General features: G+C 48.4%; 23 protein-coding genes. 15 read left to right on the forward strand and 8 right to left on the reverse strand.

The features are described from left to right. Window positions 1-305 precede the first annotated feature (305 nt). Window positions 306-1,331: an IS630 family transposase gene (locus ACIDITHRIX25_RS87695; protein ID WP_201732289.1), complete on the reverse strand. Its 1,026-nt coding sequence runs from the start codon at window positions 1,329-1,331 to the stop codon at window positions 306-308. A 1,048-nt stretch (window positions 1,332-2,379) separates the two neighbouring features. Beyond that, the gene (locus tag ACIDITHRIX25_RS87700) at window positions 2,380-2,577 is read right to left on the reverse strand and encodes a hypothetical protein (RefSeq protein WP_201732290.1); all 198 of its coding nucleotides are present in this window, start codon (window positions 2,575-2,577) and stop codon (window positions 2,380-2,382) included. Window position 2,578: 1 nt separating this feature from the next. Here ACIDITHRIX25_RS87700 and ACIDITHRIX25_RS87705 point away from each other — a divergent pair, with 1 nt between their 5' ends. The 8 genes from ACIDITHRIX25_RS87705 (at window position 2,579) to ACIDITHRIX25_RS87740 (ending at window position 12,058) form a co-directional block, all read left to right on the forward strand. Next, window positions 2,579-4,000, forward strand: coding sequence for an ABC transporter substrate-binding protein (locus ACIDITHRIX25_RS87705; protein WP_201732291.1), 1,422 nt, complete (start codon window positions 2,579-2,581; stop codon window positions 3,998-4,000). Between the two features lie 118 nt (window positions 4,001-4,118). Next, complete coding sequence (locus ACIDITHRIX25_RS87710) at window positions 4,119-5,039, forward strand: TIGR03620 family F420-dependent LLM class oxidoreductase (protein WP_052606810.1); 921 nt, start codon at window positions 4,119-4,121, stop codon at window positions 5,037-5,039. A 73-nt stretch (window positions 5,040-5,112) separates the two neighbouring features. Beyond that, a complete protein-coding gene (locus ACIDITHRIX25_RS87715) occupies window positions 5,113-6,345 on the forward strand; it encodes a M24 family metallopeptidase (RefSeq protein ID WP_052606809.1) in 1,233 nt (410 codons plus the stop codon). An 87-nt stretch (window positions 6,346-6,432) separates the two neighbouring features. After that, window positions 6,433-8,193 carry a class I adenylate-forming enzyme family protein gene (locus tag ACIDITHRIX25_RS87720; protein ID WP_201732292.1) on the forward strand — a complete coding sequence of 587 codons (1,761 nt, stop codon included), beginning with the start codon at window positions 6,433-6,435 and terminating at the stop codon, window positions 8,191-8,193. A gap of 146 nt (window positions 8,194-8,339) precedes the next feature. Beyond that, a complete protein-coding gene (locus tag ACIDITHRIX25_RS87725) occupies window positions 8,340-9,305 on the forward strand; it encodes an ABC transporter permease (protein WP_152626141.1) in 966 nt (321 codons plus the stop codon). A 106-nt stretch (window positions 9,306-9,411) separates the two neighbouring features. After that, complete coding sequence (locus tag ACIDITHRIX25_RS87730; RefSeq protein ID WP_201732293.1) at window positions 9,412-10,248, forward strand: ABC transporter permease; 837 nt, start codon at window positions 9,412-9,414, stop codon at window positions 10,246-10,248. A gap of 11 nt (window positions 10,249-10,259) precedes the next feature. Then, on the forward strand, window positions 10,260-10,472 hold the full coding sequence (locus ACIDITHRIX25_RS87735; RefSeq protein ID WP_201732936.1) for an ATP-binding cassette domain-containing protein: 213 nt from the start codon (window positions 10,260-10,262) through the stop codon (window positions 10,470-10,472). Window positions 10,473-10,507: 35 nt separating this feature from the next. Beyond that, complete coding sequence (locus ACIDITHRIX25_RS87740) at window positions 10,508-12,058, forward strand: dipeptide ABC transporter ATP-binding protein (RefSeq protein ID WP_283770406.1); 1,551 nt, start codon at window positions 10,508-10,510, stop codon at window positions 12,056-12,058. 606 nt (window positions 12,059-12,664) lie between these two features. Here the strand turns inward: ACIDITHRIX25_RS87740 and ACIDITHRIX25_RS87745 are convergent. From ACIDITHRIX25_RS87745 to ACIDITHRIX25_RS87765, 5 genes are all read right to left on the reverse strand, one after another. Then, window positions 12,665-13,456, reverse strand: coding sequence for a hypothetical protein (locus ACIDITHRIX25_RS87745; protein WP_201732295.1), 792 nt, complete (start codon window positions 13,454-13,456; stop codon window positions 12,665-12,667). Window positions 13,457-13,572: 116 nt separating this feature from the next. Continuing rightward, the gene (locus ACIDITHRIX25_RS87750) at window positions 13,573-13,707 is read right to left on the reverse strand and encodes an AAA domain-containing protein (RefSeq protein WP_152626142.1); all 135 of its coding nucleotides are present in this window, start codon (window positions 13,705-13,707) and stop codon (window positions 13,573-13,575) included. A gap of 3 nt (window positions 13,708-13,710) precedes the next feature. Further along, window positions 13,711-14,394 (reverse strand): DUF4011 domain-containing protein, encoded by a 684-nt coding sequence (locus tag ACIDITHRIX25_RS87755; protein ID WP_201732296.1) that lies wholly within the window; start codon window positions 14,392-14,394, stop codon window positions 13,711-13,713. Continuing rightward, window positions 14,394-14,609, reverse strand: a complete 216-nt coding sequence (locus tag ACIDITHRIX25_RS87760) for a hypothetical protein (protein WP_201732297.1) — start codon at window positions 14,607-14,609, stop codon at window positions 14,394-14,396. Before ACIDITHRIX25_RS87760 ends, ACIDITHRIX25_RS87755 begins: the two co-directional genes overlap by 1 nt. A 377-nt stretch (window positions 14,610-14,986) precedes the next feature. Next, window positions 14,987-15,757, reverse strand: coding sequence for a DUF5995 family protein (locus tag ACIDITHRIX25_RS87765; RefSeq protein WP_201732298.1), 771 nt, complete (start codon window positions 15,755-15,757; stop codon window positions 14,987-14,989). A gap of 247 nt (window positions 15,758-16,004) precedes the next feature. On the opposite strand from ACIDITHRIX25_RS87765, the gene ACIDITHRIX25_RS87770 reads away from it, so the two are divergent. The 7 genes from ACIDITHRIX25_RS87770 (at window position 16,005) to ACIDITHRIX25_RS87800 (ending at window position 21,745) form a co-directional block, all read left to right on the forward strand. Beyond that, window positions 16,005-17,279 carry an IS1634 family transposase gene (locus ACIDITHRIX25_RS87770; RefSeq protein ID WP_201732299.1) on the forward strand — a complete coding sequence of 425 codons (1,275 nt, stop codon included), beginning with the start codon at window positions 16,005-16,007 and terminating at the stop codon, window positions 17,277-17,279. Window positions 17,280-17,297: 18 nt separating this feature from the next. After that, the gene (locus tag ACIDITHRIX25_RS87775) at window positions 17,298-17,819 is read left to right on the forward strand and encodes a hypothetical protein (protein ID WP_201732300.1); all 522 of its coding nucleotides are present in this window, start codon (window positions 17,298-17,300) and stop codon (window positions 17,817-17,819) included. After that, window positions 17,816-18,844 (forward strand): IS3 family transposase, encoded by a 1,029-nt coding sequence (locus ACIDITHRIX25_RS87780; protein ID WP_201732301.1) that lies wholly within the window; start codon window positions 17,816-17,818, stop codon window positions 18,842-18,844. The genes ACIDITHRIX25_RS87775 and ACIDITHRIX25_RS87780 overlap by 4 nt, the downstream gene beginning before the upstream one ends. Before the next feature lie 98 nt (window positions 18,845-18,942). Then, the gene (locus tag ACIDITHRIX25_RS87785) at window positions 18,943-19,305 is read left to right on the forward strand and encodes a hypothetical protein (protein WP_201732302.1); all 363 of its coding nucleotides are present in this window, start codon (window positions 18,943-18,945) and stop codon (window positions 19,303-19,305) included. A gap of 149 nt (window positions 19,306-19,454) precedes the next feature. Further along, window positions 19,455-20,480, forward strand: coding sequence for an IS1634 family transposase (locus tag ACIDITHRIX25_RS87790; protein WP_201732303.1), 1,026 nt, complete (start codon window positions 19,455-19,457; stop codon window positions 20,478-20,480). Window positions 20,481-21,100: 620 nt separating this feature from the next. Further along, entirely contained in the window at window positions 21,101-21,349 is a 249-nt protein-coding gene (locus ACIDITHRIX25_RS87795; protein WP_052607011.1) for a type II toxin-antitoxin system Phd/YefM family antitoxin, read from the forward strand. 102 nt (window positions 21,350-21,451) lie between these two features. Continuing rightward, the gene (locus tag ACIDITHRIX25_RS87800) at window positions 21,452-21,745 is read left to right on the forward strand and encodes a PIN domain-containing protein (RefSeq protein WP_200891328.1); all 294 of its coding nucleotides are present in this window, start codon (window positions 21,452-21,454) and stop codon (window positions 21,743-21,745) included. Between the two features lie 285 nt (window positions 21,746-22,030). Here the strand turns inward: ACIDITHRIX25_RS87800 and ACIDITHRIX25_RS87805 are convergent, their stop codons facing one another. Further along, on the reverse strand, window positions 22,031-22,441 hold the full coding sequence (locus tag ACIDITHRIX25_RS87805; RefSeq protein WP_200891329.1) for a type II toxin-antitoxin system VapC family toxin: 411 nt from the start codon (window positions 22,439-22,441) through the stop codon (window positions 22,031-22,033). Between the last annotated feature and the right edge of the window lies 1 nt (window position 22,442).

Consider the following 22,442-nt stretch of genomic DNA (forward strand, 5'->3'; position numbering starts at 1 on the left):
GGCCATAATTTACTAGTTTTGGGGATCAGTCGGGTTTGATTTTCCTTATCTTAGCGGGCTCTATTGTCGCGGATCATCGTGGATCATCGTGTTATGGGGTTGGTGTATTTTCAGAGTTCCAAAAAGTTGTCTAGGAGATTGTAAGCGTTGTCGACTCTTCTTGGATCGCCTAGTTTCTTGTGCAGGATAGATGGGGTTCCTTTTGATGGCCAGTATTTTTCGCTGTAGCTCTGTAGCTCTGTAGCTCTGTAGCTCTGTAGCTCTGTTTTGTTCAAGGTGCAATTGATTTTGGACGTTTATAGAGCTCACACTCTGACTTTCTCCTTGAAATCAAGCAAAGAGTATGGGAATGTCGTCGTGTTGAGATAGTCGACTAATTCCTTTGTGACTGGTTCAATCTTGGGAATGAAGCGATTGTGGGTTACAGCAGAGCGCCCTTGCTTCCAAACGTGTTCCTGGGGATTGAGTTGCGGAGAATACGGAGGGAAATGGACTGCTTCGATGTGATGCTCCCTAATTGCCTCTTGAGCGACGCTCCCTCTGTGCCATCCTGCCCCATCCCATATAAGCAGAATCTTCTCTCTTGGGTAGATCTTGCGGATCGCCAGCAGTATGGCCGCTGTTTCATGCATAGTCTGGCGCTCTGTTGCAAATGCATGCTCCTTGCCTGTCTTGAGGTTCAAAAACCCATAGATGCTCCGGTTCATTCTGGTTCCATTGGTCTCAATTACAGCTGGTGTGGTTCCTTTCGGTATCCACACTTTCTGAGTAGTTGTCGCCTGAGTGAGAACCATCTCGTCTTCACAGAGAATCACCGTATCTGGATCAGAGAATGCCTCTTTCAGACGTTCTTGCTGCTCGTCTTTCCATTCAGCTACCGCTTGTGGATCAGCCTTCTCGTACTGTTTGCCCGGCAGATGGAAGCTGAACTTACTTTCCCGAAACAGAACGTAATAGCTAGTCCTAGAGGCATAGAGAACACCGTATCTGCGCTTGAGTACTGTAGCCAGGATCCGTGTTGACCAAAACGGGGAACTGCTATAGCCGTGGTCGTTGGGAGTTGTAGTCGTGAGCATGATTGCCACTTCATCTCTTTGAGACTTTGAGAGAAGTACCGGAGCGTTGTTATGGCGCTTGTCCTTGAATGCCTCAGTGCCAACGCTGCGGAATGACCGTCGAATTCGCTGTACATGCTTGACAGAGAGGCCTGTCCTGTTGAGGGGACTCCCATCTTCAAGGGTGAGAACTGCCAGCGCCCGCTTATATTCGTCGATGTTTTCAGTCTTCGCCATGAATGCTTCAATAGTGGCGAGTTCCTCGGGTGTAAGCATGTCATGAGAAGATTAACACACTTTACAAGAAATTAAAAGGGCTCATTGGAGCATTTCAGAGTGTTATGCGAATAGATGGCTCTTTATTGCTTTATATATCGACTGAATGCTTCGCTGGTGTGTCGGCGAGAATTTAGAGGTGACACCCCTCGTTGTGGGGGTGAGTCTGTCGCTTGGTTTGTCGTAGAAGGTTTTTCAAGTGAACTCCCTACTTCTGAGCTGACTTAGAGCTTCACAAAGATTTGAGGGTGGCGACAGCAGTTGAAATTTGGTAGTAATAATTTGGTAGTAAAAGATACAAAATAGTTCCCAAGGGCTAGGTGGATCACAATATCATCACAGGCATTACAGCTCTCTTCATCGGCTTGGGGCTATCAAGTGTTCTGCTATCGTTTGGGTAGCCATCGCGCCATCAAGAGTTGGGAATGCCACGATTTTTCCTGGAATGTGGATCTGTCGACTTTATTTTAACTGTCCAGTTTTTCGTCGGCTTTTTTTGGTCCACCGGAGGTATCTTTGCTGAGTAGAAAGTGACATCGATAATTTGCCGGCTCTAGAGCTTTTCTGCCTAGGCGGCAACTCTACTTACCATTGTATTTCCGTTGAGCTACTTGTTCCTATCGGTAATCTTCGCCACACCTTTGCTTGGCTGACCCCAGGTTTAAAGAATGTCTGCTTTGAGCTTCACGATAACTTCGTCCATCTTGATTATGATTTGAAACCAACATTAGCAGCGGGTCGAACAATTGAGAGTATTCCATAGGGAGTTGAACGGCGCGCGTTCGTCGATAAATAATGTGACTAAATTCACAAAATGACTTGCAAGGGCTACCGATAGTTTGATATCCTTTATTCGGACGTCCTACTAAGTTCGTCTCTGCTACGAGGTATTAAAGATCAATAGCTTCGGGCTTACTATCTTTATTAGCTCGTAGGGGCTAAATGGGGAATGGCATTAAGCCAAAGCAGTTGCTTTATTCGGTAAAGGGTACCGTCCAAGCACTGGTTTATGTTCAAGTTTAAGCATTCAGTTATGGGGGAAATTACTTTATGTCAAACGATCGTCAAGGTATACTTGGTAGTGAAATATTGGAAATGGTGTAAGTCGACGTAACTTTCTTCGTGGTTTAGGTGGAGTTGCAGCCTTCGCCGCCGGCGGTTCCATTCTTGAGGCGTGTGGTACTACTACTGCTTCAGGCACTACTACAACTACAGCTCTAGCCTCTAAGCCTCGCCGTGGAGGCACCTTGCGCGTTGGCGCGACTGGCGGTGGCTCCGCAGATTCGTTAGATGCACAGAACGGATATACAACTATTGATGGAGCTAGAATCGGTCAGCTCTATCAAGCGCTGGTTTCCTACAATGCCAAGGGCGAGCTTGTTTATGAACTGGCTGAATCCATTACTCCTGATGCTACAGCGACTAATTGGACGGTTCGTCTAAGGCCAGGAATAACTTTTCACGATGGAAAGCCACTTACAGCCGACGACGTCATCTTCTCTATTCAACGCATTATGAACCCTAAGAGCCCGCTTCCGGGGGCTGCGTCGCTTGGACCGATCGATTTAGCAAACCTTAAAAAGGTAGATAATTTAACTGTCAAGATCCCCTACACTCAGCCATACGCAACTCTGCTTGATCAGATGTCCTACTATTACTTTCAATACATTGTTCCAGTAGGTTATGATCCGACTAAGCCAAATGGTACCGGACCTTACAAGTACAAGAGTTTTACTCCTGGACAACAAAGTACTTTTGTGCGCAATCCGAATTACTGGAAGGCTGGCCTTCCCTACTTGGATGAAGTAATAATTACAGACTTCGCCGACGAAGCCTCGATGTTGAATGCGCTTCAGGCTGGTGAACTCGATGCAATCGGCGGAATAGGTGCGCAGAGCTATAACAGCCTAAAGTCGAATACTGGAGTGTCTACTCTTTCGAGTAAATCCGGAGCCTTCCAGCCTTTTACAATGCGTGTCGATCAGAAGCCATTTTCGGACGTGCGTGTTCGTCAGGCGTTCCGTCTAGCAGTTAACCGTCCTGAGTTGATCAATAGCTCCCTGGGTGGTTATGGTTTTGTTGGAGCGGATGTCTCGTCTCCATTCGATCCTTATTATGATCATTCGCTCACTCGCCAACAGGATATTCCACAAGCGAAGCATCTTCTGAAGGCGGCTGGCTACCCGGAACTAGCTGTCACTCTAGTTACTTCACCGATAGCGCTCGCGACCGTTCAGATGGCAGAGGTTTTTGCACAACAGGCCTCAGCCGCTGGCATTAAAGTGAAACTAAACGATGTTAATTCGACGACTTTCTTCGGTCCGAACTATCTGTCTTGGACATTTTCTCAGGACTATTATGCCTATACACCTTATCTTGCTCAGGTTGCAGCATCCCTTGCAAAGAACTCACCCTTTAACGAGACACATTGGACCAACGCTCATTATAACTCCCTTTACCAGCAGGCAAATGCTGAAGTGAATACTCAGAAGAGGAAGGCGATCGCTCAGGAGATGATGCTGATCGATTTTAACGAAGGCGGGTATATTATCCCTTGCTTCACAGACGTCAACGACGCTTTCAACGCTAAGCTCGCTGGCTTCCAAACTTCGGTCCTTGGGATTCCACTTAATAATTTTGACTTCGAGCAGATATATTGGGCAAAGTAGCGCTTAATCTCGCTGTATTTTATTGAGCATAAGCTTCGAAGACCATCCAGTGGGTCTGCGTCAATTTGACGCAGACCCACTGGATGGGGAATAAATGTTATGAAAAGGGTAGGAAATCATGGTTGATGAAGTAATGAAGCTTCCCAAGATAGGACTATGGACGGCGGCGCTTGATTACGTGCCGACTAGTCAGGCTCAGACTTATGCAGCTGAGCTGGAAGAACTCGGTTATGGATCGATTTGGCTTCCAGAAGTAGCTGGTCGTGAGGTGTTTGTTCACTTAGCGCTCCTTCTCTCGCAGACTAAACACTTGGTAGGTGCTACGGGAATAGCTAATATATGGGCTCGTGACGCCGTCTCGATGACCGCATCGACCAAGAGCTTGACTGAGGCGTTTCCGGAACGCGTCGTTGTGGGACTGGGTGTGAGCCACCGTACTTTAGTGGAAGATCTTCGGGGTCATTCATACGAGACTCCTTTGGTTGCTATGAGCAAATATTTAGATGCAATGAAGGCAGCACCCTTTACTGCGTCGCGTCCGACAACTCCGTCAAGAGTTGTTTTAGCAGCACTTGGTCCTAAAATGATTGCTCTTGCGGCTGAGAAGACCGATGGTATTTTGACCTATTTTGTGCCACCAGAGCACACCGCTGAAGCTAAGTCGGTGATGGGGAATAGAGGTACACTCTGCGTGGAACAGGCGGTACTACTAGAGAGTGATCCCATTCGTGCGCGCGAAATTGGCAGAGCACATACAGCTATTTACATAGGCCTTCCCAACTATCAGAACAATTTCAAGCGAATGGGCTTTGGCGCTGATGACTTTGAAAATGGAGGTAGCGATCGTTTGGTTGATACTGTAGTTGCTTGGGGAAGTGAAGAACAGATCATGGACCGAGTAAAAGCTCACTTCGATGCCGGTGCTGATCATGTCTGTGTTCAGATGCTCGCGCCAGGTCGCAGGGACGTGCCCCATGAAGCTTGGAGGGCACTGGCACCAAGTTTGATGGACCTTGCTTCATCTGTAGCCAAGGGCTAATGCTGCATTTAGTGTCGTTGATTAGTGAGGTTTTTTATCCAGTGAGCTGGATGTATTTTGAAGGGAAGCAAATTTGAAAGAGTCGAAAGTCGCACTAGATCGTTCGGTTTTGGGCCAAGTCGCTACACAGCAGTTTCTTGGAGTTGATTTGGAACGAATGCGCTACCAAAGATATGAAAGACTCCAATCCGAAATGGTCAAGCGTGATATTGGCGCATTGGTATTGACAGATTTAGTTAATGTTCGTTACGCTACGGGAATGGCTGTCTCGCCATTGTGGAACGCATCGCACCTATCGAGCTACGTATTGATTCCTGTAACAGGAGAACCGGTTGTTTATGGATATCCGCAGGCACTTTACCGTGGCAATGTTTTTTGGAAAGACGTGCGGCCGGCGAGGCATTGGCAGTACAGATTTTCAGGTAGATCCGCGGAAGAAGTGGCTTCAGAGGCCGTTGAGGATCTTTTGTCAACCTTGCGAGAAAGAGGGTTGCATGGCGAAAGAGTCGGAGTCGATCGACTCGATGCCTATGGTTTTTTTGCGCTGACTTCTGCTGGGGTGAAGATATGCGACGCCGACGAAGTGACACAGGCTTCAAGAAAGATCAAGACGTGGGACGAGATTGAACTTTTGAAGCAATCAGTAGCGGTAGGTGAGGCATCTCTTTATCAGCTTGAGCAAGCCATTCGTCCTGGAATCTCCGAGAATGAACTACTCGCCGTCATGTGGGCGGAGATGTTGCGATTAGGCGGCGAGTATTCTTCCACGCGCTTAGTGGCGTCAGGAAGTCGGACAAATCCGTGGTTCCAAGAGGCCTCTAGTAAATTGGTGCGACCTGGCGACCTAGTGGCCGTCGATACAGACATGATTGGTCCCGAGGGTTATGCCTGTGATATATCTCGAACGTTCCTGTGTGGAAGTCGTCCGACTGCCGATCAGAAGGAAGCCTATCGTGTTGCGGTTGACTTTATCTCCGGAGTTGCAGCGGCTCTTCGCCCAGGATTGGGTTATAGAGAACTCCTAAGAGGTGTTCAGTTGCCGCCCGAACCATATCGACAACAGGCTTATTCTGCGGTTGTTCACAGCCTTGGCATGGAAGATGAGAGTCCATATGTTGGCCTCGCAGATCTCAATGGTGACGGACCTGACGAAGAGTTTGAACCTAATATGGTTCTTTGCGTAGAGTGCTATGCGGGCGTCCCGGGAAGACAAGATGGGGTAAAGCTGGAAGACGAATACCTGATCACATCCGATGGAGCCGTGCGGATCTCTCAGTATCCCTTACATGATCTTCTCGATGTTTGATATGTTCCCCCAGGAGCGTCGGCTCAGCTGCTTAGTTAATTTGCTAGCTGAGCCCATGACGCACTTTGTAGACATAGGGCGATAGATATGGAGAAAGGCCAGCCAGCATTGCATATTCAATACTCCGAGATTGAAACTCGTTTAACGAAGCCAGGAAGCTGCTTTGAAGTAATGGTTGAGGATATCGACGGTCAGCCTATGAGAAGTTGGAAGTACGCGCAACCATCTTTGCGATCCGTACTTGAGTCAACCCAGGCCTACGGAGATCGGACCTTTCTCGAGTTAGATGGCCTTCAGATGTCGTATGATTCCCACTTAGTTGCGGCTACGGCTTTTGGATGCTCACTCTTTGAGGACTTCGATATTGGTATCGGAGACAGGGTTGCTATCGCCATGCGGAATTGTCCCGAATGGAGCGTGGCCTTCTTTGGAGCCGCTGCAGTTGGTGCAGTGATCGTGTCGCTGAATGCATGGTGGACTGGAGAAGAGCTGCTTTATGGAATAGCTGATGCCGGAGTAAAGGTGCTGGTAGTCGATAGGGAGCGTTGGAATCGACTGATGCCAGAGATCGATCGCTTGAGAACCATCGGTGTTGAGCGTATTTTTTTGGTCGATCCAGACGCCCAGTCCGAGGTAGACCAATCTGATATAGAGATATTGGCGGACTTCAACGTCTTCCTAGAGCGGCCAGATCAGGATTCGCACAGCCAGCCGCTATCGCTTCCCGCAATTGATCTATCGTCTCAAGATCTCGCGACTATCTTTTACACCTCCGGTACTACTAGTCGTCCTAAAGGTGTGCTTGGAACGCATGGAAATATCTGCTCTAACATGATGACCAGGCAGTTCGCTCGAGCAGTTCGTCGTGAGGCGCTTTCAGGTGCAAGTGAAACTGGTGTGGATGTGGACGGAGACGTCTATCTTTTGACCGCACCGCTCTTTCATGCAATGGGATGTCACTCTGCATTGCTGGGAACGATTGCTTGCGGAGGAACGCTCTTGCTGATGCACAAATGGGATGCAGATAAAGCCTTGACCTTAATAGAATCGCGCCATGTGACCACTTTCGGCGGAGCGCCTACGATGATACGCCAAATTATAGATGCGCTTGAAAATAGGCAGGCGGATCTAGGGAGCTTACGTGAACTTCTCGTTGGAGGCGCGCCTTTGTCTCGGGCACTCGTATCACATACTAAAGATGCACTGCCTGACGTTGTCTTAGAGAACGGGTATGGTATGACCGAGGCGTCTTCGACTATCTCGTTTATCTCGGGCTCTGATTGCGAGAACAACCCAGAAAGTGTTGGTCCTCCGATACCAGTTTGTGATGTGAAAGTTATTGGACCCGATGGATCTGATTTGCCATGGGGCGAATCAGGAGAATTGTGTATTCGCGGACCAGGAGTTGCATTGGGCTATTGGCGTGAACCGAAGGCGACCGAAGCTGTATTCGGTGGTGGATGGTTGCGAACAGGTGATATTGCCGTTATCGATAAGAATGGCCGAATCAACTTGATAGATCGTGTCAAAGACGTGATTATTCGAGGTGGAGAGAATATTTCATCGGTGGAGGTCGAGGGAAGGCTTCTCGAGCACCCCTCGGTCTTGGACGCCGCCGTCATCGCTGTTCCGGATCTGGTATTAGGTGAGCGAGTGGGTGCTATCGTCGTACTTCGCCAGTCAATGGACGCAACTGGGGACGAATTGAGTCAGTTTCTTTCAGAACGTATGGCGAGGTTTAAGGTTCCGGACCGCTATTGGTTCCGCGAAGGTGAACTCCCGAGGGGGCAATCGGGAAAGATTCTAAAGCGCTCACTTCGAGATGAACTTGGCCTAGACGGTCTCTAGGTGCCTAACGGGGTCCAAGGTCAAGATAAAGTTCGAATGATTGCTTGAAATAGCTCGAAAAGTTAGAAATAAGGGGGTTGACTTTGGCTTTAGTTGAGGAAATAGATAATAAACAAGATCGAGTGTCCGTAAAGGCGACTTCTTGGATGAGCGATCATCCTATGGTGGCTCTACTTCTGAGACGAGGTGGAATTGGAATAGTTACCTTGGTGATTGTCTCGATAATTGTATTTGCGGCTACAGAGGTACTTCCGGGTAACGCTGCATATGCAGTTTTGGGACATACTGCGACACCGGCAAGGCTGCACGCCATGGAAGTTCAACTTCATCTGAATCGAAGTTTAGTTGCTCAATATTGGTCCTGGTTTTCTGGGATGCTTACTGGTCACCTCGGGACGTCTTTAGCAAATGGTCAAGGCGTCTGGCAACAAGTCGAACCTCGCCTAATCAACTCTGGAGTCCTAGTATTGCTTTCGGGAATCATCGGAGTCTTCCTCGGAATGCTCCTTGGTGCCATTGCTGCGCTACGGCGAGACGGTTGGTTCGATCATGTGTCATCTGTAATCCTGTTGGGTATAACTTCGCTTCCCGAATTCGTAGTCGCAATCGCGATGATCATCCTCTTTGCTACTGTGGTTACCCACCTCTTTCCCGCGGTGTCCATAATCCCACCTGGTACATATGCATGGAGTGCCCCGAAACTCCTCGTGCTTCCGGTTCTGACGCTTGTGATAGTAATAATTCCTTATATCATGCGAATGACAAGGGGAGCCATGGTCGAAGCTCTAGAGTCTGAATACGTCCAGTTGGCACGTCTAGAAGGTATCAAGAGTTGGAAGATAGTGATAGTTCACGCTCTCCCAAACGCGATCGCTCCGACCATACAGGTAATTGGGTTAACGGTTCTATATCTAGCTGGAGGAATCGTCATAGTAGAGGATATCTTCAATTTTCCCGGCGTTGGACAAGGTCTCGTAAGCGCCGTGGCGAATCGTGATATTCCTGTGATTCAGTTCATGGTCTTCATCCTTGCTGCATTATACGTAATTGTAAACATATTGACGGATGTAGTTGCTCTGCTCGCAACGCCTAGACGCAGGTTGGTGCACTGATGGCGACGGTAAATCACGGGTCAAATAGCCGTATTGCCAGATTTAGGCGCTCTCAATGGATTGAATTAGTAGTTCGGGCAGCCCATACGCGGCGTGGAAAATCGGATTGATCATATCTGGAATAGTGGCAGTTATTGCTTTTCTGGGGCCACTTGTGGCACCACACTCTTCACTTAGTTTCATCGGAATTCCGTTTTCTCCAGCTTCGGCCTCTATGCCGCTTGGGGGAGATATCTTAGGGCGGGACGTTTTATCTCGCGTTCTTGACGGCGGATGGTTACTTTTATTGATGGCTCTGGGGGCGACAGCCTTTGGTATCGTTCTTGGAGGAGTCGCGGGTATGGCCGCTGCCTATCTCCGAGGTCGATCCGACAGCATTATCATGCGGACTGTCGACGTGATGCTTGCATTTCCAGCACTTGTCTTCGTGCTCTTGCTAGTCAGTCTTGTGGGCCCTAAACTTTGGTTGATTATGATGGCAGTTGGCCTTGTCCATGCGCCAGCGGTGGCTCGTGTTCTCCGCTCTGCTACGTTGGATGTTTCGGAGCGCGACTATGTCCGTGCTGTAGAACTCCAAGGCGTGAAGTCATGGAAGATCATGCGCCAAGAGATTTTGCCTAACCTTGTGAGCCCATTGATGGTTGAAATAGGTTTGCGGTTAACATATTCGATAGTTATTATGGCTGGACTTGCATTTTTAGGCTTTGGACAACCACCTCCATCTCCTAATTGGGGATATATGATCCAGGAAAATCGCATCGGTCTTAGTGCAAATTCTTTAGCGGTAATAGCTCCAGCGGCACTTATCGCGCTATTTACCATAGGAACCAATACCTTTACAGACGCAGTTGCTCGGGTTGCAATTGGTCTTGAACGCAGTAGCGGATCATCAGAGGATGAAGTTCAAGCATCCGATGTCCGCCTTGGAACAGGGGAGAACTAGTCGTGACAATCATGGAGGGTGCAAATCGACTTGAGGTTAGAGATCTGCAGGTGCGGTTGGTGGGTCGTCCTGGAGACGTAGTCGATCAGATCTCATTTTCCGTGAGGGCGGGGGAGATCTTCGGTTTGGTTGGTGAGTCGGGGTCGGGTAAAACTACCCTAGCACTGGCACTTTTGGGGTATACGCGACGAGGACTTAAGATTACTCGGGAAGTATTTATCTAGATGGAAAGGATATTTTAGCACTCGATGCTGCTGGCCTGCGAGAAGTTAGGGGTTCTAAGATCGCTTATGTTCCCCAGGATCCTTCAGCATCATTGAATCCAGCATTAAGGATTGGTCACCAGATTCGCGAACTACTTAGTGCCCATCCCGAGGTTACAGATAACGTCGAAGGACGAATGGTAGAGGTCCTAAGGGAAGTCAATCTTGATCCGGATTCCGGGATACTTCGGCGTTTTCCACATCAGCTATCAGGTGGTCAGCAACAACGTGTTGCGCTAGCAATGGCGTTCGCCTGTAGGTCCTCGGTGATCGTCTTAGACGAACCGACTACTGGTCTTGATGTTACAACCCAGAGGCACGTTCTGGAGACGGTGAAGACTTTGTGTGCTGCATACGGGGTAGCCGCTATATATGTAAGTCATGACCTTGCTGTCGTTGGTGGTCTTGTTAGCCACGTGGGAGTCATGTATGCAGGTCGCTTGGTAGAAGTCGGCCAGACCGAGGGGGTATTTGCGTCGCCTATGCACCCCTATAGTCAGGGACTGCTAGGTGCAATTCCATCGCCTGATCGAGCCGAAGTGCTTTGGGGTATTCCAGGTCAGCCGCCTCGACCTGGAAGTCGCCCTGTTGGATGTTCGTTTGCCGCTCGATGCCCAGAAGCAATAGAACTCTGCTTAAGGGAAGACCCGCTACCGATTGAGATCGGAGAACGCCAAGTTAGATGTATCCGCGTGACGGATAGAAAGTCGTTCTCTGTTCGTGTTCGAAATTCAAGGGCGCAGATTATTCCATCGTCAGAGCCACCTCTTTTGGAAGTTCGTGCGTTATCGACGGCTTATGGTCAAACTAAAGTGCTACACGGGGTAGATCTGAATGTTCCGAACGAGTCCTGCACTGCAATAGTTGGTGAATCAGGATCGGGTAAGACTACGCTCGCTCGTTGTGTGGTTGGGCTACATGGTAGTTTTGATGGATCGATTCTCTTTGATGGAGATGAGATGAACAAGAGTGCTCGACGACGTAACTCAAGTCAACTTCAGCGGATCCAATATGTCTTTCAGAATCCGTACACTTCTCTCAATCCTCGCAAGACTATAAGTCAAATTCTTTCTCAACCATTAGAACATTTTATGAGATTGACCAGTTCGGACCGAGCGGAGCGAATTTCTCGGGTTTTGGACGAAGTTTCCTTGGGTTCAGCAGTTGGTAGACGCTTCCCCGATGAGCTGTCTGGCGGGGAACGTCAAAGGGTAGCCATAGCACGCGCAATTATAGTGGAGCCACGACTTCTTGTGTGTGACGAGGTTACCTCTGCGCTAGACGTGAGCGTTCAGGCTGTCATAGTGGAACTACTCAGAAGGTTGCAGAAGGAGCGGCAGTTGTCAATGCTCTTTATAACGCATAATTTAGCTCTGGTTCGAAGTATTGCACAAAACGTGGTAGTTGTTTCTCATGGTCGAGTAGTCGAAGCCGGAACTGTCCAAGACGTCCTGGAACGACCCCAAGATCCATACACCATTCGTTTGATGCAGGATATTCCAAAACTAAATAGCGTTGCCTCGGCTTTGCCTCAGAGCAGCTCGTAATTAATTGATTCGCTACTCTTGTGAGTTTTTTTTATTCATAATTTAGGTAGATGAAGGAAATCATTGTGCCTTTCAAAAGGCTTACCCGTTTACCCATGGTAAGGCGAGCGCAGTTGCGTAAGAAGATCAACCAGAATCAATCTGGAAGGTGGTCTCGCTTTAACTGACCTTGGCGTTCAATGACTTCAGACTCCTTTGGGGAGCTGTCGCAAGCTTCACTATACGTTCGCCGAGCCGTCAGCGAACGTATAGGGAAGCACTTTTCACATGTTCGTGATCGGCCCGTTGAAATTCAATTACGGTTCGCGAATGCGCTGTCCCGTCGAAGGTTCCAACAAGTGAATCAGATAGTGACCTGCTTCTACGATCGACATCAGCTAGACGTACCCCAAGGTCACTAAGACACCGTCAAGATTTATGCTTTGTGAGCGGATATCTGCGAGGAGGCCTCCAATGCGGAACTTTTGAATTTAGCGTTCAACCGAGTTGATTCAGGAATCCTAAATAGTGTTGTTGCGTCCACTGAATGAAGATTTAACAGCTCGCTAAGCTCGGCGAAAGACTTATCCAAAAGATCTGGCCGTGCTGTCAATTTGGCGAGATCTTTTAGTTGGAGACTGAGTCGCTGATAGACTTCCTCGAGGTCCAGTAAATTAGTCGAAATTTTTGGAACACACCGCCCTTGGCGCTTTGACGCCAGGCTTCCGAAAGGTCTCGTGCTTTCTTCACAGCAACGAAAAGTTCGTTTGGTGAGGGCCTAGATCCAATCCAAAAACTCAACGCCTGCCTTCGGGCCTGTCGATAGGAGCTATTGGTAATTTTTGCAATAGAACTGGCGATGCCATTCGCTTCGCCCGGTGCAAGCTTGCTTGTAATCTGCGCAAGTGGAAGTTCGAATATTTCCTTTTCAAAGAGGTCAAGGGTAATCTTTGTATCTCTAAAGAGTTGAAGGATGGCTCCCCATGCCGCTACACCGTTCGGCCTACTTGGACCATAGCCATCGGCTGACCTTGAGAAAGTTTCAAATGCAGATACCAGCGTATCGGTGTTGAGCGTTGTAAGTACATCAAGGACTTTCGAAGCGGCTTCGGGAGGCGTAATTGTGGCGTCAACGAAAGCCGTGACCCAAGGGCTGCTTTGGGGCGAAAGTGTCAATTCATCCAAACCAATAAAACTTTCTAAATCCGCTCGAGCATTTCTAAGTGAATCTCCGCTCAGACGTGCAAGTGCGTCGCCTCGAAGCCGAACCATTGAGGTTACTGAATCTGATAAGGCCATGAGCCGTGACTGGGTTTCGTAAATGCTCAGACCCCATGGTTCGCGACTCTTATGTAGTGCGTTGGTAACTTCTATTAGAGTGCGTCTATGTCGGGTTAGATTTTCATGTGCATCAGCCATATCCGGACGGGCAATAGACGAGGCAGAGGTAAGGATTTGGAGATATTCTCGGCTCGCTTACGTCTCGACCCCGCTCCTTTATGGATGTCAAGCACCAAATCTTCAAGTCCTACGCTCTATAGACGATCTACTACCGCGTCGATTGCAGCGCGTCTTTCAGCTATGAAAAGGATTTTTCTACCCCGAGCAGCCAAAGAGGCTATAAGGTTTGGTATCGTTTTTGATTTTCCGGTGCTCGGCGGTCCGTCAATGACCTAGTCCGCTCCTCCGACGACTGCATTGATGACATAGGATTGACTAGCGTCAGCGTCAAGAACTAGAAATTCATCTTGGGGTGGTTGTCGATCGGGGTCAGGGAGCGTTACCTTTGGATGTCGACCTCGGAGAGACTCTAGCGAGTTTGGGTCGCCAGCGAGGGAAGAAATAAGGTCTGATGCGACTAAGGCATCAAGTGAACTCTCGAGGTCGAGGACCATGGGAAGCTTGGCATAGGAGAAATTGCCAATCACGATGCGGGGTTTTATGGCGAATCCCGCAATTTCGACACACGCCTTTGAAAGCCCTTCAAATAAAGGATTGGAGTCGATCGAATCGGAGTTGTCTTCGTTTACATTTAGCAGATCGATAGAGGCAGTATCTATTTTGTATTCAGTCTTAAGCATGTGCAAAAGCGAAGGGTTGATCTTCCATTCTTCTGCTTGTTCCACTTCAAAGTCATCCTCAATACTGTTCTTAGGCTTTAGAGCGACTCGCCGTAACAACACCGGCGCCGCCAGAGTTGCTTCGCTATTGGGGTTGTTCCAAGTGGCCATTTCCCAAGCTAGGTATAAGGTCTGGAGTCCCTTTTCTTGAAAGTTCTCGCTTGCTTTAGCGTTGATGGTGCGCACGCGGCGAGCCGCTATTTGGCGTGCCGTATCACCAAACCAATTCGAAAGCATTACTTTTTTCCCACAAGAAGAGCTTCGATAGCAGTTTCATTTTCGATCGACACCGGTTCAAGCGTCAAGGTTCCCTGCTTCGGATCGCGGTAATAGAGCAAATTATTTCTGCCGACAAGGTCTACAAGCTCATTGATCCAACCCCTCGATGCCTTCGCAACGAGTTCGATGCGCTTATTAGTAGATTCAGGTGGTGTCTTGACCGTTGCGTTCAATTCGCTAAAAAAAAATCTCCACTCGCATTTAGGGCCGATTCGCAACAGAATATGCGAAATAAGATGCTTTTGTTTGAAGATCATTTAGGTTCGCACATTTCTCGAGGTAGACCGGCAAATTCAGCTTCCCTCAAATATCCTAAATCATAAAGAATGGATGAAGATATTCTTGGTTCACAGAATAGGGTCCCCGATAAATGGGCTTGTGAATTGGAGAGCAGAGTCATTCGACTTGCGAGGCGATCTCTTTCAAAATATTGTCAAAACCCACTTGCAAGAGCTAGTGGGTTTCAGCCGTGCTACCATTTCCTCGATTTATAAAACTGAGGTTACCCAGATTTAGTAGACACTGATTTTTGGAAGGCTAGCTCCCCAAACTAGTATGGCGCGACTAAAAGTAATATCCTGGCGGCCCTTAGCAGCCGATTGCCGATTTTCTGACTTCTAATGTCAATTTGGGCCAGTGTTGCGTCTGTATCTAGGAGCTTTTGATAGTTTCTCCAGGCGATAATACGCCAGTACAGAATCGTGTACATTGCTGGCCGATAATACAGGAACTGGAATCGGCGCTTTAGGAAGTCCAAACGCGTATTTTGCTCGGTAAACGAGCCAATTATCTGTTTGCCGCTTCTCATTAGTAATTTATCAATTCTAACCAAGTCGCCCAACAGGTTTTCGGCGACGGAATTATTCATGACTTTCGATAAGACGTAAGGTAGATCATTGTTAATGTGGGCATTCGCTCCGAGTAACAGAGATATGATAGCCGGGTAAGGCCGTCCCTTGATAGTATTCATCATGGACCATGAGACCCTCAAAGTTTCACTATTATCGAAAGTTTCATTAATTGCCTTGAAGTAATACCCGGCAAAGACGACGATGAATTCCTCGATAAGCTTCGGATTTATAAAGTAATCATCTTTTATTGCGTCCTGGATTATTGATGTCACAATCAAATATGCATTGTTAAAGACGGAAAATTGCATCATATCCATGCCACCGAGGTTTTTATCCAGCAGCTGAATTTGGTCAGTGACTGCTTTGATGCTTTCTAGCTTGGCTACGTCGATATGGTATCGATTTGATTGAGCCATTTCTCTAGTATATCGATCAGAAGTTTGATCCGTCATCAAATACGAAAAATGCATGGATGCGGCCATGTGGGATGAATGAATGAATCACGTCCACCGTTAGCCCATCTTTCGCTGATTTCCCGAAAAATCGCCCCAATTGGCCCCTTTTGAGTTGATTTTTGAGGATTTTCGGCTTGTGTCATTTATAGATGCCCTGGTAGATGGGTATTAGGTCTTTTTGGGTCACGAATGTAGTGTCCTAATTTTTGAGTAGTTTTGATTATGACTTGCATTAGCTCTGACATGGTGCTATTGTCTTGTTGTGTTTATCCGTGAAACTCCAACAGTTAATAAAAAGACCGGCGTTAGCTACAGTAAGTACCAACTCGTTGAGTCCTACCGCTGTGAAAAAGGTCCCCGTCAACGTATAGTAATGACCTTGACCGAACTGGACCTGGATAAGTCATTGTGGCCAGCTCTGGCCAATGCAATTGCCCAGAGACTCTCTGGAGTAACCTCACTCTTTGAATCAGATCCTATTATTGCCAGATACGCAGATCTAGCAATCACTAAGTATGCAATTCGTTCCGAAGTTGCAGCCGCTAAAGAAACAAGAGCTACTGAGGCTGACCTTGAGATGGTGGATCTCTCTAGTGCTAAGACTATCAATAGTAGAAGTATCGGTCCAGAACTCATAGGAAACTCGTTCTATGAAGCTCTTAGCTTCGATAAGATCCTAGAGAGTGCAGGTCTATCGGGTGAATCCCTTGGTATTGCCAAGGCAACGATAATAGCTCGTCTTATTCATCCTGGATCTGATCGAAAGACCTATTCGTATATCAACTCCAACTCTTCACTACCTGAGATATGTGGTATCGATCTCTCTAAGTTTCACAAGGATAAGGTCTATGCAATTGCAGATAAGCTCTATGACGCTAAAGGCGTCATAGAGCCAGCACTCTATAGAGCTAGCTCTGATCTCTTTAGGACGAATACCAGGCTCTTTCTCTTTGATCTAACCAACACCTACTTCGAAGGTTCTACTAAGGGGAACTCCCTAGCTAAACATGGACATTCCAAAGAGAAGCGTTTTGATTGCACATTAGTTTCTCTGGCACTACTTGTTGATCACCGGGGACTACCCATCTACTCAGAGATACATGAGGGCAATACCTCTGAGCCTAGAACTCTCATTAGCGTACTTGATGCCTTGGAGTCTCTATCGGATGGATCTCTCTTTGGGGATGTTGTTCCTACCATTGTGATGGATAGGGGAATTGCTACCAAGGCAAACCTAGAACTTCTCATTAAGCGCAATCTCAACTACGTAGTAATTGAGAGAGCTAACAAAAAGAGTCTCTATCGAAGCCATTTCATGGAGATGGAAGGCTTCACCGAGATCTACGATGCCCAAGGATCCCCTGTGATGGTGAAAAAGCTCCAAGTGGAACCACAAAAGCCACAAGGGCGAGTGAGAACACAAGTACAAGGACAAGTGAAAACACAAGTACAAGGACAAGTGCAAACGCTAGAAGAAGACACCGGCACCCCTAGCCCTCAGAGTCTTTGCCGGAAAATCTACTACAGTCATATATAGGGCGAGGATAGAGGAGTCATGAAAAAGGTATACCCAAGAGAACAAAAGGAACGAGTGCTGAGGAAGCTCTTAGAGCTAGGCGATGGTGGAAATGCTCCAGAGGGTGCTATTACCGAGCTTTCTAATGCTGAAGGAATTCCACTCAATACGCTCTACACCTGGAACGCGTCACTGAAACGAACTGGTGCCGTTGGCAAGTTCTCAGCATCTGGGAATCCGTCGCTTACGCTCTCGTCGAAGGCAAAGTACGAGATTGTTGTTAGAACTGAATCCATGACCGAACTCGAACTTGGTACCTACCTGCGAGAACATGGGATTCTTGCGGAGGATCTCGATAGCTGGAAGTCGGCCTGTCAAGAAGCCAATGACCGCTCTAGTATCGCTGCCAAGGAGTACCGTGCGAACTTAGCCAATGAACGAGCAAAGGTGACACTCTTAGAACGAGAACTTGCTCGTAAGGAGAAGGCACTAGCAGAAACTGCGGCTCTGCTGGTGTTGCGGGGAAAAGCCCAGGCGTTCTGGGGGGACAGGGAAGATTGATCCCTCTCTCAGAGCGCCAACGAGCCGTAACTCTCATTGCTGAGGCCAATAGCGCTGGTGTCAACCTCTCTTGCGCAGTAAGGGAGGTGGGAATCTGCGAGAGCACCTATGAGCGTTGGAGGAAGGCAGGTGGAGTGGATGCCACCAAAGCATCACCTAAGGAGATCTCAGATGCGATCCTCGAAGATAAACGACTCACCAGGGTCTATCCAACCCCACCTAATGCCCTGAGTGATCAAGAGAGGGCCGAGATCCTAAAGGTGTGCGCCAGTCCTGAGTACCGCTCACTGCCACCGGCTCAGATTGTCCCAGCTCTAGCGGATCAAGGAGTCTATTTAGCATCAGAGTCCACCTTCTATCGGGTCTTAGGAGACGCGGGACTCAATAAGCGACGAGGACGGGTAGCGCTGCCTCGTAGGCGTTCTGAGCCCAATCATGTAGCTAAGGGACCACGTGAGGTTTGGGTCACCGACATTTCCTACCTGCCAGGGCCTATCAAAGGTCTCTTCTACTACCTGCACTTCATTATGGACCTGTACTCCAGGAAGATCGTCGGCTATGAGATCTACGAGAATGAATCATCTGAAAATCTAGCAACTGTCCTAAAGAGGGCCACTTTGAATGAGGGTTCACTCGCTCCTTCTGTACTACATTCAGACAACGGTTCACCTATGAAGGGGACAACCCTAGTGGCACTGTGTTACCTACTTGGTATAGCTGCCTCCTACTCACGTCCCAGGACGTCGAATGACAATGCTCACATGGAATCGATGTTTCGCACAGTCAAGTACTGTGCGAGCTATCCCCACGATGGCTTTGCCTCCCTCATGGCGGCAAGGGTCTGGATCGAGGGATTCGTCCAGTTCTACAACGAGGAGCACCATCACTCTGGCTTGAACTTTGTGACCCCAAACCAAAAACACAACGGCGAAGATGTCATGATCCTCGCCAAGCGAGTCAAGGTCTACGAGGAGGCCAAAGCCAAGAATCCAAAACGATGGATCAATGCCAACACCCGGAACTGAAAGCCAGTTGTCTCTACGTCACTTGTTCCAACAAACCAGACAACGACAGCATCAAAGTCCACCACTGCAGCGTCTGATTTGAACCTAACGAGTCTGCCATGAATGCCAGACCTCCGTTGCGTCACGATAGCGTCACGATAGCGTGCCCTGTCTGTGGAGGCAACTTCCCCTTGTCAGGGAGGAGAACCTATTGCTCCGATGCTTGTCGGGCTCTTGCTTATCGACGACGTCACGATATAGGTAGCATTCTTCCAGTCACAGTTCCAGGGTCAAAGTCACATCGAGGCTTCACCGTCTATGAGTGTAGGTGTTGTGGTGAACGATCCCTCGGAGAACAACGCTGCTTAGAGTGTAATACCTTTATGGCTCGAGTAGGAATAGGGGGATATTGTCCCTCCTGTGACGAACCAATCTCCATTACCGATCTACTTGGGGAGGAGTTGACACAAGCGAGAAAATAAATCGGGGATAGTTGACTTATTGCTACCCCGGTCGAGTGGATAGCAACTAAGATATATAACAGTTACTTCCAGCAAATACACTGACGGTTACCGGCACTGACGACAATAACAGTTACACCACCTCCGGCAACACTAGCAACAGTATCATCATGAGCGACAGCAGCACCGGCACTGACGACTATATCCGTAATGGTGTCACCGGCAAGAATACCGGCACCGATGACACCAAAATCATCAAGAGCGACAGCAGCACCGGCACTGACGACTATATCCGTAATGGTGCCACCGGCAAGAATACCGGCACCGATGACACCAAAATCACCAACAGCAACACCACCGACACTGATACTAACGCCACCTCCATCTCCTCCACCTCCATCTCCTCCTCCATCTCCTCCTCCATCTCCTCCTCTTCCACCAACAACAACACCACAACCGTGGTGTTGTGTCGTTCTTTGGGGAGATCCAAGAAGGAATCAGCGATCTCTAGTCAAGCTAACGAGAGATTCTTAGTAGATATCACTTCGTTGAATACCTCAATCACAAAGGGTTCTATATCTAAGACCACAGTTGTCTCAGAGCGTATCGGACGCATCAAGGCCAAGTACCCAAGTATTGCTTCCAAATACGAGATATCCCTTGAATATCATCAAGACCATGGCAAGATCATCAAAAAGAGACGCTTTGACAAAGTAATCAATCTTACTATTACAGAAAAACCCACTAAAGCCAAAGATGATAATCTCCAAGGAGCCTACGTCATAGACACCAGCCATAGCGAGCTAGATGCAGGTGAGATCTGGAATATCTATACGACTCTCACTAAAGTAGAAGATGCCTTTAGATCCCTCAAGAGTGATCTTGGACTTCGACCGGTCTATCATCAACTAGCTAGCCGAACTGCTGCTCACCTCTTCATCTCAGTACTTGCCTATCACCTCCTTAGTGCTATTGAGCTGACCTTGAGGCAAAATAACGATAAGAGAAGATGGTCAACCATCAAAGAGCAACTCAACAGTCACCGCCGAGCCACCATAGTTCTTACATCAGATAAAGGCGTCGTCTATCACATCCGCACTAGTGGTGTTTCTGAGCCGGTTCACAAAGAGATCTACCGTCTCTTAGGAGTTAGTGATCCCCTTAAACGGATAAAGACCATTGCGACGCATTTGTAGTGTCCCAACGTAAGACCACATACTCAACTAGCTGGGAGAATAGGTTGATTTTCGGAAAGATGGGTTAGCCTTTATCTCTCTTGTCACGGTTGAAGGGGACCTACCTAAGGACTGGCTATCTGACTGATTGGATCACCGCGAGGTATTCCATGTGTGATATTCTCAGCCTCATTAGTACACAGGGTATCTTTGCGAGGTATCCAGATATCAGGTTTTCCAATCACGACCTTGTCCACGCAACATTACATCGATACGGAGTGAGAGCACCCAATTTCATTTGCACTGATCATTTGGAATTACGCTCTGATACTTTCCCCTGATATCGTAATCTTTGAACAAGATCGCGTTGGAGGATAGTGATGTGAGTAGTCATCTAATATCCCTCGTTCGATTTTTAATGTCGCACGAGAAGTGTCAACCGATCGTTGCGCTCACCGGTTGAACCCAAGCCGGCGCCGGACCTTGAGGGACATAATAAGAACCTGAAGGATTTCCAAATAGAGGACTCCGCGCTAGTCGGTGAGTAAATTCGCCCACTTGAACCGCATGGTTGGCGATCACGAGTAAACGCAGTGGCCCGAATTGTAGCAATATGTCGCACGATAGGTCACACTTGTCTCATGACAAAGATCATCGCTCAATGTGAACTACGCAATAACAGCGCCAAGGTGATCGATGAAGTAGTGGCTGGCGAGAGTTTCGTTGTGACCCGTAATGGAATCCCAGCAGCCAAGTTGCTTCCTCTTCGCACGCTACGCCCTACCGTGGTGCCAAAATCCAGCATCGCAAGTTTCATCAATACCAGGCCCAATTTCGATGCGAGGCTCTTTCGGGCCGACCTTGACAACCTTGTCAATCAGGATCTATAGATGACCACGGAGCTACTTGATACTTTGGTAGTCATCGATTGAGATGATCCTTTGGTCTAAAGAGCCCTTTCTGAGGAGATCTCGGTCAGCGCTATCATACTTGTGGAATTGGTCGCCGACCCAATTCTGGCATTCACCGTTACCGAACAATTAATTCGTCAGGTGCGCCTGCAGCAGACCGAAGCAATCTTAGAGCCAATACGATTCGATGCAGCTGCCGTGCGACGCTTTGGCCAGATTGTTGCAGCCGTTTCAAGTGCCGGTCGTACGCACCGATCGCGCATTGTGGATCTATTTATTGCGGCAATCGCTTACGCCAACGGCCTTGAACTTTATACGCGCAACCCGAGCGACTTCATTGGGCTCGAAGAATTGATTCGAGTTGTGGCCATCTAATCGTCGTACGGTTCGCGCGGGCAAATTTTGTCGGGCGGATTTCAGCAGAAATTACTTGCGGCCGCGTTTTCTTAAGAACTGTCATAACTATCCATTTCCCCCTTTAGCACCCATAAGGTGCCTACTATGCAAACGATGCTTTTGATTAGAGAATGCGGCTTGTCTAGATTCAAGATTGCGTGGTCGCAAGATTCCAAAATCAGTGGTCGCAAGTTATGTCATAGTCAGTGAACAGTCCCGTTCGATCCGACTGGGACTTTCCGGAGTATACGAATGTATTCGCAACTAATCTCGAATCACTTCGATGTCGACTTGGAGCGCCCTGTAGATGGGTATGGCTCGTGCATCACGGGTGAGAAGGACCAGAGCACTCTCCGCTGCTGCGGCTCCAACGAGCGCGTCATACACCGATCCACCGGCGATTCCGAGGCTCGCGAATTTTGGCAAAAGCGCTTCGGCGGCCGACGTTGTCAGGTACTTGATTGATGGGAAATTCGCGCTCATCAGCCGAAGTACGGCTTCCGGTGATCGGCGAGCAGGTGGGGGCAGACGCGTCAGGACCGAGAATGTCTCGAATGCGGCATGACCCGCTAGACCCACGCTGCGGTTGCCAATGGCGTTCAGAGTGGCCAAGTGGTGATCGTGATCCTCGACAACGACGGCAACTGCCACACTCGTGTCCGCAAGAATGTCCACT

Source organism: Acidithrix sp. C25, assembly GCF_904848545.2.